10 protein-coding genes are annotated in these 12,889 nt (G+C 66.7%); 5 read left to right on the forward strand and 5 right to left on the reverse strand.

The window, feature by feature from the left end:
* Positions 1-85: 85 nt before the first annotated feature.
* Positions 86-1,357, reverse strand: a complete 1,272-nt coding sequence (locus J4O76_RS07365; RefSeq protein ID WP_426281061.1) for an amidohydrolase family protein — start codon at positions 1,355-1,357, stop codon at positions 86-88.
* A gap of 129 nt (positions 1,358-1,486) precedes the next feature.
* Here J4O76_RS07365 and J4O76_RS07370 point away from each other — a divergent pair, with 129 nt between their 5' ends.
* From J4O76_RS07370 to J4O76_RS07380, 3 genes are all read left to right on the forward strand, one after another.
* Positions 1,487-3,871, forward strand: a complete 2,385-nt coding sequence (locus J4O76_RS07370; protein ID WP_426281062.1) for a hypothetical protein — start codon at positions 1,487-1,489, stop codon at positions 3,869-3,871.
* 88 nt (positions 3,872-3,959) lie between these two features.
* Entirely contained in the window at positions 3,960-4,190 is a 231-nt protein-coding gene (locus tag J4O76_RS07375) for a hypothetical protein (RefSeq protein WP_426281063.1), read from the forward strand.
* A gap of 28 nt (positions 4,191-4,218) precedes the next feature.
* Positions 4,219-4,506, forward strand: a complete 288-nt coding sequence (locus J4O76_RS07380; RefSeq protein WP_056047554.1) for a hypothetical protein — start codon at positions 4,219-4,221, stop codon at positions 4,504-4,506.
* A gap of 117 nt (positions 4,507-4,623) precedes the next feature.
* On the opposite strand, the gene zwf is transcribed toward J4O76_RS07380, so the two are convergent.
* The 4 genes from zwf to J4O76_RS07400 all read right to left on the reverse strand — a co-directional run bounded on the left by zwf (position 4,624) and on the right by J4O76_RS07400 (position 10,319).
* Complete coding sequence (gene zwf, locus J4O76_RS07385) at positions 4,624-6,123, reverse strand: glucose-6-phosphate dehydrogenase (RefSeq protein ID WP_426281065.1); 1,500 nt, start codon at positions 6,121-6,123, stop codon at positions 4,624-4,626.
* A gap of 83 nt (positions 6,124-6,206) precedes the next feature.
* On the reverse strand, positions 6,207-7,754 hold the full coding sequence (locus J4O76_RS07390; RefSeq protein WP_426281066.1) for a cation:proton antiporter: 1,548 nt from the start codon (positions 7,752-7,754) through the stop codon (positions 6,207-6,209).
* A gap of 244 nt (positions 7,755-7,998) precedes the next feature.
* Entirely contained in the window at positions 7,999-8,784 is a 786-nt protein-coding gene (locus J4O76_RS07395; protein ID WP_056047545.1) for a SapC family protein, read from the reverse strand.
* A gap of 62 nt (positions 8,785-8,846) precedes the next feature.
* Positions 8,847-10,319: an FAD-binding oxidoreductase gene (locus J4O76_RS07400; protein ID WP_426281068.1), complete on the reverse strand. Its 1,473-nt coding sequence runs from the start codon at positions 10,317-10,319 to the stop codon at positions 8,847-8,849.
* Between the two features lie 76 nt (positions 10,320-10,395).
* On the opposite strand from J4O76_RS07400, the gene J4O76_RS07405 reads away from it, so the two are divergent.
* Complete coding sequence (locus J4O76_RS07405; protein ID WP_426281069.1) at positions 10,396-10,866, forward strand: hypothetical protein; 471 nt, start codon at positions 10,396-10,398, stop codon at positions 10,864-10,866.
* Between the two features lie 348 nt (positions 10,867-11,214).
* Entirely contained in the window at positions 11,215-12,885 is a 1,671-nt protein-coding gene (locus J4O76_RS07410) for a DEAD/DEAH box helicase (protein ID WP_426281070.1), read from the forward strand.
* Positions 12,886-12,889: the final 4 nt, after the last annotated feature.

Consider the following 12,889-nt stretch of genomic DNA (forward strand, 5'->3'; position numbering starts at 1 on the left):
CGGAGCAGGGCGCTTCCCTTACCTCCCCCTCCGTCTGGCAAGGGCCAGCCACCTCCCCCTTGCGGGGGAGGATCAGGAGGCTGGCTTACTTGGGTGCGACGACCACTGCGCCGCCCTTCATCACGAAGGCGGCGTGTTCCAACTGGCGGACGTCGGCGAGCGGATCGCCGTCGACCGCGACGAGATCGCCGAACCGGCCCGGCTGGATCGCACCGACGTCTGCCGTCCTCGCCAACGCGATCGCGGCGCTGGAGGTGGCGGCCTGGATCGCCTCCATCGGCGTCATGCCCCATTCGACCATCTTGGCGAACTGGAGCGCGTTGTTGCCGTTGGGGTAGACGCCGCCGTCGGTGCCGAACAGCATCTTCACCCCGGCGGCGTGCGCGGCGCGGAAGGTCTGGCGCTGCTTGAGGCCGACCTGGCGTTCCTTCTCCAGGCTCTCGGGGAAGACGCCGTTCTTGGCGCCCTCGGCAAGGATATAGTCGTCGTCGTAGATATCCATGTCGAACCACGCCCCGCTCGCCTTGGCCAACTTGAACGATTCGGCGTCGGCGAGGCTGGCGTGTTCGATCGTGTCGACGCCCGCGCGCAGTGCGTCGTTGATGCCTTCGCTGCCGTGCGCGTGGACCGCGACCTTCATGCCGAGCATATGCGCTTCCTCGACGATCGCCTTTATCTCGGCGAGGCTGATTTGCTGCGCGCCGACGGCGTCGGTCTTCGAGAGGACGCCGCCAGTCATGCAGACCTTGACCACCTCGGCACCGTATTTGCGGATCGTCCGCACCGCGCCGCGAAATTCGTCGGGCGTGTTGGCGATCTGTGGGTGCGGGACCTGGATCGAGGGCGGGAATTCGGTCGCGTCGCAGTGGCCGCCGGTTGCGCCGAGCGCGTAGGTAGCGGGGACGATGCGGGGGCCGGGGACATAGCCGCGCTCGATACCCTGCTTCAGCGCGACGTCGTCGTAATTGGCCGAACCGACGTTGCGGACGGTGGTGAAGCCCGCATCGAGCGTCTTCCGGGCGTTCGCCACGCCGACGACGGTCCAGAAATTGTCGGTGAACTCGAGCTGCCGATAGCCGCTGAGCGTCGGGTCGCTGGTCAGATGGACGTGCATGTCGATCAGGCCGGGGAGCAGCGTCCGCTCGCCCAGATCGACGCGTTCGGCACCGGCGGGCACGGCATCGCCTTTGCGTCCGACCGCGGCGATACGGCCGTCGACGATCGTCACCTGCGGATTGTCGACGCGCTTGCCGGCAAGGACGTCGATCATGTGCGCTGCGGTAACGACGACCGTCTTCGCATCGGCATTGGCGGCGGTCGTCGCGAGTAGCGTCGCGATGAGAATGCGCGCGATCATGTAGGTCCCCTTCCCCGTGTTACGCGCTGTGTGCGGTACCGCGGGCGATCGGGCAAGTGCCGCGTCTTGCCCTATTATCGACACCGGTACAGGCCATCTGTGATGCTTCCGACGACGAGATCGCCTGTGATGATGCTTCGATTTCTTCCGTTCTGCGCGCTGGCTGCTGCGCTGGTGCCCTTGGCTGCGGGCGCCGATCCGGCACCGTTCGACCTGACCGGGCCCAGCCTGCGCGTCGGCGTGACGCATGGGACGACGACGTTGCCGATCGCGCAGGTGCCGAGACTCGCAACCGGCGACCGCGTGTCGATCGCGGCGGACCTGGCCGTCGGCAAGAAGGACGACGGCGCGCGCTATCTGCTGGTTGCGGCATTCCTGCGCGATGCGACCGAGCCGCCACCGAAGTCGTGGTTCTTCAAGGCCGAGACGTGGAAGGCGAAGAAGAACACGCTGGCGTTGACGGTACCGGACGGCGCGCGGCAACTGGTGGTGTTCCTGGTGCCCGAAAGCGGCGGGTTCGATGCTGTCGTGTCGGCGGTGCGCAAGCAGCCCGGGGCGTTCGTGCGCGCGGTGCAGGATCTGGATCAGGCGTCGCTTGATCGGGCGCGGCTCGATGCGTTTCTGGATGGGATACATGCGCTGGAGCGGACGCGGCCGGAGCGGATCGAGGCGGTCTCGCCATTGTTGTCGCGGAGCCTGGCGATCAAGCTGAAGGCGGAATGCCTCGATCTCGCGGCGGACCTGCAAGCCTCCTGCCTGACGCAAAGCCGCGATTCGCTGGTGCTGGCGGATGGGCAGAGTTCGACGCTGGCGGATACTCTGGTGGGGGCGCCGACCGATCTGGCGCTGCAACTGAGCGCGACGCCCGAGGGCGGGCTTGGCTATTACAGCCCGTATATCGGCGTGGTCCGCGATCTGGCGAAGATCTTCGGCGCGTTCCAGACGACGCAGTTCCGGTATATTCCGGCACTGGCGCGGGCACACGACGATCGGCTGGCGCTGTTGCTGAATGCGGCGCCGTCGTTCGCCAGCCCCAAGTCGGTGATGGTCGTGGCGATGCCGGTGATCGAGACCGGTGCGCCGCAGACGCCGACGATGCGGCGCGCGGAGGCCGACCGGCTGGTGTGTGCCGCCAAGCCCGATCTGGTGCTGCCGGTCGAGGGGGCGCCGCTGATCTATGCCACCAAGTTCGCGCACGATATGAGCTTGCGGGTGACGACTCCGCAGGGGGGCGTGGTCGAGCTGCCGGTGCAGGCGGATGCGGAGCGTGGCGGCTATGTGCTCGACCAGGTCGGGATGCAGACCGCGGGGTTGAGCAGCGTGACCGATGCGACGTTGCATGGGCGCTGGGGCTTCACGCCGTTCGATGGACCGCGGTTTCGGTTGCAGGTGCCGCGCGCCGGTGGGTGGCAGATGGTCGATACCGATCCCGAGAGTCTCGTGGTCGGGCGTGACAATGCGGTCTCGCTGGCGGGGCCGACGCCAAGTTGCGTGGAGTCGGTGACATTGGTCGGTGCTGCGGGCGACGTGCCGCTCGCGTGGACGTCGACCGGCGAGCGCATCGGGCTGACCTTGCCGTTGGCCAAGGCCGCGCCGGGGAAATTGTCACTGCTCGTGAAGCAATACGGGATCGAGGCGCCGGACAAGATCGCGTTGACCGCGCTCGCAGAGGCAGGGCGGATCGATGGTCTGACGCTGTATGCCGGTGATGCGTCTGGGACGTTGAGTGGGACGCGGCTCGATCTGGTGGCGTCGATGACGATCGACGGGGTCGCGTTCAAGCCGGGTGACGTCGTGCGGGCGGACAAGGCGGATCGGCTGGCACTGGCGGCGGGTACGGTGCCGACGTTCGCTGCTGGCCAGGCGAAGACGGCGCTCGTGACACTGACCGATGGACGGAAGCGGTCGGTGAAGTTCACCGTCGCGGCAGCGCGGCCGAAGGGGACGCTGATCGCCAAGAGTCTGGTGACGCCCCCCTCCCCTGGCCTGCCGGTCGTGCTGGCCGGTGATACGGCGATCGCGCAGGATGCCCGCCTGACGTTCTCGCTGCGTGCGGAGGGCACACGATTTTCTGCGAGCGACAGTGTCGAGATCGCGACGGCGGATGGCGCGATGACGACCAGTGTCACGTCGGGGCGCGGGCTGACGGTGCAGGACGATCGGATCGCTGTAGTGTCGGTGGAGCCGGGCAAGGCGCTCGGGGTTTCCGCGCATGGGCCGCTCAAATGGCGACTGGTGCAAGGCGGCATTGCGGGGGATTGGGTGCCGCTCACGACGCTGGTGCGGACGCCGGCATTGGCTGAGGTCGCGTGCAAGGAGACCTGTACGCTGACCGGGACCGACCTGTTCCTGATCGAGTCGATCGCGGCGAATGCTGGGTTTGCCAACGCGGTTCGCGTGCCGGACGGGTTCACCGGGGCTTCGCTCGCGGTGCCGAAGCCGGTCGGCGGAACGCTGTTCCTGCGGCTGCGAGACGATCCGGGCGTGACGGCGTCGATCGCGGTCGGTTCGTAGCGTTCGCCGGTTGTCGCGCGCCCAGTCGTGACCATCGCTGGCCGGTTTGCGGTGGCGGCGGGCGGGCGATTGTCGCTATGGGGCGCGGATGACCGCATCGGATCTCCAGAGCCTGTTCGTCACCAACCTCGTCCGGTACAATAGCGGTGACCGGCGGCGGTGGCGGCTGATCGTCGGCGACGTGAAGGTCTACAGCCTCGCGACGCACGCGCATTGCAACTGGGCGGTGACCCCGTCGGGCAGCGCGAGCGAAGTCGACGCGGTCGAGCGGCTGGCGGACCGGCTGCGCGAGGATCACCCTATCATCACTGTCGGCTGACGGCCTTTCATCTACGCAGGAGCATCACATGGCGAAGCAATATTGGGCGCAGATCATCGAACTCGATGAAGAAATGACCGCCGCGACTATCCCCGGCGCAACCGATCACGAGGATGCGGCGGATTCGCTGGTCGCGGATTTCGTCGGCGCGATGGGCGGCGAGATCACGTCGGGCGCGGTGCGTGTCTGGGTGCAGGGCGGAGTCGAGAAGGTCTATGACTGGAAGGCGGACTTCACGATGCCCGACATGGACGAGATGGGCGACGAGGACGAGATGGAGGTCGAGGGCGAGATCGAGCTTACCGAGCGGGTTTGACCCCGCTCCCCTCCCTGAAAGGGAGGGGTTGGGGGTGGGTCGGCCTGTTGGCGGACGTCGTCTTTTCCAAGCAGCCGACCCACCCCCCTGCCCCTCCCTTTCAGGGAGGGGTGAAAGTCAGGGGACGGTTTGGCCTGCCGGCGCGAGTTCGTGCCACGTGTGGTCGTCGTGCGCGAGTAGCGCGTCCGCAGCCGCTGGGCCTAGCGTGCCCGCCTCGTACGGCTCGGGCATGCCGGCGTCATGCGCCCACAGGTCGAGGAACGGTTGCACCGCAGCCCAGCCCGCCTCGATCGCATCCGCCCGTTGGAACAGCGTCTGGTCACCGACGAACAGGTCGTAGATCAGCGACTCATACCCGGTCAGGTGACCGATATCGAATTCATCGGCATACCGGAAATCGAGCGCGATCGGCGCGGTCGCCACTTCAAGGCCGGGGCGTTTGATGTTGATGTCCATGCTCAGGCCCTCGTCGGGCTGGATCTGGATGATCAGGCGGTTGGGCGGCAGCATGTCGGCGGCGGCACCGGGGAACGACGCGAACGGGACCGGCTTAAAGGTGATCGCGATCTCGGTGTCGCGACACGTCATCGCCTTGCCGGTGCGCAGGTAGAACGGCACCCCCGCCCAGCGCCACGTGTCGACCATCAGCTTCAGCGCGACGTAGGTTTCGGTCCGGCTGTCCGGCGCGACGTCGGGCGAGGCGGTGTAGGCGGGGACATCCACCCCCTTCACTTTCCCCGCGGTGTACTGGCCGCGGACGCCGTTGCGCTTCGCCTTGCCGGGCGAATAGACGCGGACGGCTTTGAGCACCTTGCCCTTTTCGTTGCGGATCGCCTCGGCATCGAAGCTCGCGGGCGGCTCCATCGCGACCATCGCGAGCAGCTGGAACAGGTGGTTGGGGACCATATCGCGCAGCGCCCCGGTGCCGTCGTAGAATTTGCCGCGCGTGCCGACGTCGACCGTCTCGGCGGCGGTAATCTGGACGTGCGCAATGCAATCCGAATTCCAGACGCGCTCGATCATCATGTTCGCGAACCGCGCGGTCATGATGTTCTGGACGGTTTCCTTGCCGAGGAAATGGTCGATCCGGTAGATTTGCGCCTCGGACACGCGAGCCAGGATGCGTGCGTTGAGATCGCGGGCCGAGGCGAGGTCGTGGCCGAACGGCTTTTCGATCGCGATCCGGCGGAAGCCATGCGGCGTCTCTGCCATCAGGCCGTGGTCGGCGAGCTTGTCGACGATCGTGCCGAAGAACTTCGCCGGCACCGCGAAGTAGAACGCGACGTTGCCGTTCACCCGGGCCTTGAGTTGCTCGAAGACGTCATCCTTGGTGAAATCGCCCTGGAGATAGCCGACTCGGTCCTTGAGCCGCGCCCAGGCGTCGCCCTTCTCGCCATCGCCCTCGCCGCCCTTCGCATCGAAAGTGCCAAGCGCCTCGCGCAACGACTGGTCGTTTCCTTCGTCGATGCCGACGCCGAGCACATGGAAATCATTCCCGACCAGCCCGAGCCGGGTCATGTTGATCAATGCCGGCATCAGCAAGCGGCGGGTCAGGTCACCAAAGGCGCCGAAGATCACGAGCGTCGTCGGCGGTGCGGGCTTCACGGACTTGCTCACGAATTCGCCTCGGACATGCATCGACCCTTTCTGCGGTGGTTCCTTCAAACCGCATAGCGTGTGCCGATGTTCCCCGCACGCCCTCAGGTAGCGGTGAGGATGTTGTCCCCGAATGCGCGCGCGTCGACCTCCGCCCAATCGAGTTCCTCCTGCAAGCGGCGATACACGTCCTCGGCCACCTCGCCCTTATTACGCATCTCGTGGAGCACGACGCGCTGGCAGGCGATCATCTCGAGATGGAGTTCGTCGAATTCCGAGGTCGCCTGCGGATCATCCGCCTCCGCGGTGACCTTGCCCGCCGCGCCGTAGCGGAACCGCAACGCATCCGCCGCCGCGCCCTCGCGTGCTGGCAGTACCGCGAGGCCTGCGTCGATCAGTCGCTTGCGCGCGGGGGCGATCTCGTCGGCCAACCCGGTATCCTCGCCGAGATCGAGACGGCGGATTAAGGGGCCGAGCGTAAGCCCTTGCAGCACCAGCGTGCCGATCACGACGCCGAACGCGGCGAGAACGATCAGGTCGCGGCCCGGTACCGATCGTGGCAGCGCGAACGCGGTCGCGAGCGTCAGCAGGCCTCGCATACCTGACCAGGACAGGATGATCGACGCATTCCACGGGGGCGGCTTGGGCAGCCAGGACGGTGCGTAGCGATTGGCGATTACGCCCTCGACGAACCGTACGAAGAACACCCACGCGATACGGGTAACGAGCACGGTCGCCAGCACCGCGGCGGCGAACCCGATCGCAGGCCAGCGCTCGGCGGCGGGCAGGCCGACCAGCACGTCGCGCGACTGCAGCCCCATCAGCGCGAACGCGATGATGTTGAGGACGAGGACCGCCGCCGACCATACCGCCGCCCCCTGCAACCGATCGCGCGCGGGCTGGCCGATCGGGCGGCGCTGCGACACGATCATCCCAAATGTGACGACCGCGAGCACGGGCGAAATATGCAGCCGTTCGGCCAACAGCCATATCCCGAAGGTCACGGCGAAATCGGCAAGGCTGGCCCCCAGCGTGCCTGCGAACAAGGGCGCGACGCGGAGGTAAAGCCACGAGGCCATGGCGCCGAACACGATCCCACCGGGCACCCCGGCGGCGAGCGCGAGCGGCGTCACCGGCGTGTCGGAATGCGTCGCGAACGCCACCGCGAGCCCGAACAACAGCAACGCCGTGGCGTCGTTGAGCAGGCTCTCGCCCTGCAGCAACAACAGGCCGCGGCGCGGAATGCCGACTTCGCCCAACACCGCTTCCGAAGCGGCGGCATCGGGCGGTGCGACGATCGCGCCCAGCGCGAACGCGGCGGCAAGCGGCAGTCCGCCGAGCGTCACGCCGACCAATGCAACCGCCGCGGCGGTGACGAGTACGGCGAACACGGCGAGGCTCAGCAGTGGGAACCAGTGTCGCCGCAACGCGCGTGGGCTAGTGTGGTATGCGGCGTGGAGGAGCGCGGGTGCTATGAACAAGGCCAGCGCCAGATGCGGCTCGACCGTGATCTTCGGCGCGAACGGCAACGCGGCAAAGGCGATCCCGGCCACCGCCAGCAAAGTGGGGTACGGCACGTTCAACTTGCGCGCGAGGACCAGCAGGACCAGCGCGGCGAGCAGGATGACGTCGAGACTTTCGAATAATTCCACGGGCACGCAACGGGTGGGAGGAGAGGACGGGCCCGCCGCATCGCGCAGGCCAAAAAAAACCACCCCGTGCATGTCGCACGGAGTGGCCTAGGTTCAGGGAGGAGGGACGCTAGAAGCGTCCCGTACGGCGCCGCGAAAGGGGGGGACACGATGCCGTACAGGATCTAAATGGGTGAGCGCCGTTTTGGTTCAACCCCTGCTGCACCGCACCCCAAATAATTTTCGCGCCCTCCCGGTTTCGCTATCAGACGTTAAACTGCGCCGGGGCGGGCATCTGCTGCTGCGGGGTCATGCCGAGCTGGGCCTGGCGCGCGAAGATGTCGCGCATCAGCGAGAGCGAGAACAGGTGCGCATACAGCAGCGGGAGCATGCCCGACTTGCTCATCTTGCGCAGCGCATCGCCGCGCAGGTCGATCAGCTTTTCCTCGTTGATCATCTGGAAGCCGCGATAGACGAACGGCTGGTCCGCGCCGTCGGGCTGGATCGTGACTTCGCCGTCCATGAGCAGCTCGAGCTCGCGCAGCTCGTTCATGAAGTTCTGCGTGCGCGCGCCGGCCTGTTCGAACGACTCGTTGAAGCCGAGGATGTTCTTGGTCAGCTCGGTCGGCTGGCCGTTCTCGAACAGCGCGTCGCCGTCCTCGAAATCACCGATCGCCTGCGAGGTCGGATCGAAGCAGAGCGACAGCTCCTGCGCATCGGGGTGCAGCCGGGCGAGCATGTACGGGTAGCGGCGGACATACGCGGGCACGTAGAAGGTGTTCTCGGTCAGCTTGCCGTCTTCGCCGACGAACACGTTGACGCCCTCGTTCAGGCCCATCAGCGCGAGCGGGATCGCGTCGTCGCCGACCGAGAAGACGATCGGCATGTGGCGCTGGACCAGCGGAAACTCGTCGACGGTGATCGGGATCGCATGCTGGCCGACCAGGAACGGCGCGCTGTCCTGCGGGCGGACCTTGTAGTTCGCGTGCGTGTCGCTCGAAAGCGGCTCGAGGCCATTATAGAAAAGCGGAAGCTGGGCGGTGCTGGCCATGTTACTCTCCGGATCGGTCGGTCGAAATGCCGGTGGCTGATGCCACCGATTGGGGCGAGGCTCTATGGTGCGCCGGGCGGGCGTGCAAGTGTGACGAGCTTGCCGGGGTTGAGGATGCCGAGCGGATCGAGCGCGGACTTGATCGCGCGCAGAGCGGTCATCCGCGCCGGCGACGACAGGCGTTCGAGTTCGTCGCGCTTCATCTGGCCGATGCCGTGCTCCGCCGAGATCGAGCCACCGGCCGCCGTCACGAGATCGCCGACGAAGCGGGTGACGACCGGCGCGTCCTCGGCATACCAGTGCGCGGGGTCGGTGCCGGGGGCGGCGCGGACGTGGAAATGGACGTTGCCGTCGCCGAGATGGCCGAAGCCGCTCGCGTGCGTGCCGGGGAAACGCGCGTCGCACGCCGCCGCCGCCTCGATCATGAAGCGTGGCATCGTCTCGACCGGGATCGAGATGTCGTGCTGCGTTGCGGGGCCGAGCGCGCGTTCGGCGGCGGAGAGCGAGTCGCGGAGGAGCCAGAACGCGGTGGACTGGGCTTCGCTGGTGGCGATCGTCGCGTCTTCGATCGCGCCGTCCTCGAGCGCTTTGCCGAGCAGGCGTTCGAGCAGCGCGGACGGGGACTCGCCTTCGGTGGTGGCGGAGGTGGCCTCGATCAGGAGGTGCCAGGGGTGGCGGCCGGCGAGCGGAGCACGGGCGTTCGGAAGGTGCGCGATGGCGGCGTCGAGCGACTCGGCGGGGAGGATCTCGAAACTCTCGATCGCGTCGGTCTTCGCCTGCATCGTGCGCAGGAGTTTGAGTGCCGCCTGGGGCGAGCCGACGCCGACCCAGGCGGTGCCGCGCGCTGCGATTGCGGGGGCTAGGCGTAGCGTGGCGGTGGTGACGATCGCCAGCGTGCCTTCCGCGCCGATGAAGAGCTGGTCGAGGTCGTAGCCGCGATTGTCCTTCTTGAGTGCGGACAGGCCGTCGTAGATGCTGCCATCGGCGAGCACCGCCTCGACGCCTGCGACGAGGCCGCGCATGGTGCCGAACTTGAGCACCTGCGTGCCGCCGGCGTTCGTCGAGACGAGCCCGCCGATCGTCGCCGTCCCGCGCGCGCCGAGCGTCAGCGGGAAGCGCCAGCCCTCCCCGTGCGCGGCGCCGTCGAGGTCGGCGAGGATCACGCCCGCCTCGGCGATGGCGAGCCCGGCGTCGGTATCAATGCTGCGGATGCGGTTCAGGCGGCGCAGCGACAGGATCAGCGCGCTGCCGTCGGCGGGCGCGGTGGCGCCGCCGACCATCGAGGTGTTGCCGCCTTGCGCGACCAGCGGCACGCGGTGCTCGGCGGCGGCCGCGACGATCAGCGCGACCTCGGCGGTCGAAGTCGGCGCGAGCATTGCGGGCGCGGCGCCGTGGAAGCGGCCACGCCAATCGTGCAGCCACGGGTCAATGTCGGCGGGGTCGATAACGATCGCCTTCGCGTCGAGCCGCGAGGATAGGGATTCGAGCATTGCCGCCTGCGAAGGCGTCAGGATTGCTGACTGAATTTCGGCCATGTACGAGGCGCTAGACAAAATTCATCGCGCGTTCAACGATAGGCCCTAACGATTACGTCAGCATGATCCAGACACCATGATCCATCCCGCGATACCCGCCACCCTGCTCGCGCTTGCGGGTCCCTTTGCCATGGCGATGCGCGATGTCCCTTCGCCCAGACTCAGGCTCGATGGCCTGCAGATCGCGCAGGTCTCGATCCACGAACGCATCATCATCCGCGTGCCCCGGATGAGCCGGGCCCCCGTCCGCACCTACGCGCCGCCGACCGAGTGGAAGGAGCACAAGGGCCCCAAATGCATCGCGGTCGACGAGATCGCGGGTGCGATGCTCAACAAGGATGGCGCGGTCGACTTGGTGATGGACGACACGACGCGGCTGCGCGCGCGGCTCGACGGCGACTGCAAGCCGCTCGATTATTATTCGGGGTTCTATCTGCGGCCGGGCCCGGACGGGATGATCTGCAAGGACCGCGATGCGATCCGCATGCGATCGGGCGCGCGTTGCGAGATCGAGGGGTTCAAGAGCTTGCGGGCGAAGAAGAAATAGGGCGGGCAGGCCAAGTCGAGACTCCGCGAGCTCCATCTGCACCGCCCGATACACACTACCGATTGGCCGCCGAAACCGATCAAAGCATGTTTCCCCGCGAAGGCGGGGACCCAGACTGGGCTTCCGCCTTCGCGGGAGAACAATAGGGTGGTAGCCGTTTCGCAGCTCAAATCTTTCATGTCCGGGAAACCGTGAGCGGCGGAACGAGCTCGGCATGACTAAGAATCTGCCCCAAGACCCCCTCCCCACCCTCCATTCACCGCGTTTCCTTGACATTTGTCGCTAAATCGGCGAGCGCCGGAACGCTTGAGGGCAGTGCATTTCACCCTCTATTTACCGGACATTTGCATGAGTTTTGCCGATCTCGGCCTCTCCGACGAACTGCTGAAGGCAGTCACCGACTCCGGCTATACCGAGCCGACCCCGATCCAGGCCGGCGCGATCCCGTCCGTGCTGATGATGCGCGACATCATCGGCATCGCCCAGACGGGCACCGGCAAGACCGCGTCGTTCGTGCTGCCGATGATCGACATTCTCGCGCATGGCCGTAGCCGCGCGCGGATGCCGCGTTCCTTGATTCTCGAACCTACGCGCGAGCTTGCAGCGCAAGTGGCGGAGAATTTCGAGAAATACGGCGTCAACTCGAACCTCTCGATGGCGCTGCTGATCGGTGGCGTGTCGATGGGCGACCAGCTCGCCGCGCTCGAAAAGGGCGTCGACGTCCTGATCGCGACGCCGGGCCGGCTGATGGACCTGTTCGGACGCGGCAAGATCATGCTCAACGGCTGTTCGCTGCTGGTGATCGACGAGGCGGACCGGATGCTCGACATGGGCTTCATCCCCGACATCGAGGAAATCTGCACCAAGCTGCCGAAGCAGCGCCAGACGTTGCTGTTCTCGGCAACGATGCCGCCGCCGATCAAGAAGCTGGCGGACAAGTTCCTGACCAATCCCAAGACGATCGAGGTGTCGCGCCCGGCGTCGACCAACCTCAACATCAAGCAGTATCTGGTGCCGGTGCCGAGCCAGACCGCCAAGCGCGATACGCTGCGCCGCATCCTAGCGCAGGAAGAGGTGACCAACGCGATCATCTTCTGCAACCGCAAGACGACGGTGCGCGACCTGAACAAGGTGCTGAAGCAGGCGGGCTACAAGTCGGGCGAGATCCACGGCGACATGGAACAGCCGCAGCGGCTGGCTGAGCTCGAGCTGTTCAAGACTGGCGCGGTGACGATACTCGTGGCGTCGGACGTCGCGGCACGCGGGCTCGACATCAAGGGCGTGTCGACGGTGTTCAACTATGACGCGCCGTGGCATCCGGACGATTATGTTCACCGGATCGGCCGCACCGGGCGCGCCGGGGCGACGGGGACGGCGTACACGTTCGTCGCGCCGGACGATGCCGAGAACATCATCAATATCGAAAAGCTTACCGGGCAGACGATCGAACGGCTGAAGGTTGCCGAGCCCAAGGCGGCACCGGTTGCCGTCGAACCCGACGAGGAAGCTCCGCGTCGCGATCGGTCGCGGAACCGTCGTAGCGGGCGTTCGGAGGATGTCGCGCCGGTTGCTGCGGCGGACGCTGGCCGCGAGCGGTCGCGGACTCGCCGCGTACCGCGCGAGGACACGGTCGCGCCGGCGGTTGTCGCCGAAGTGCTGGCCGCGGTCGAGTCAGTGGTGGCGAAGCGGCCGCGCTGGGAGCGGACGCCGATCGACGAGCCCGTGCCGGCGGTCAAGCCGCGCGTTGCGGAGCCCACCCGGGTCGAACCCGTGTATGTCAAACCGGTTCGCACAGCGCCTGTTCGGTCTGAGCCGGTGCAGACGGAGCCGGCGCGGTCGGAACCGGTTCGCTCGCAAGCTGTTCGTTCGGAAGAGGCAAAGGTCGACCCGCCACGGACGGAGCGCATTCCTGCGGATCCAACTGGCGGTCGCCGTCAACCGGTCGCCGATACGCCGGCGGATGGCTGGAACGGACCATTCCCGAGCTTCCTGAATGCCGTGATCGGAGGATATGAATGATGTC

Source organism: Sphingomonas sp. NFX23 (assembly GCF_049887795.1).
Taxonomy (GTDB): domain Bacteria; phylum Pseudomonadota; class Alphaproteobacteria; order Sphingomonadales; family Sphingomonadaceae; genus Sphingomonas.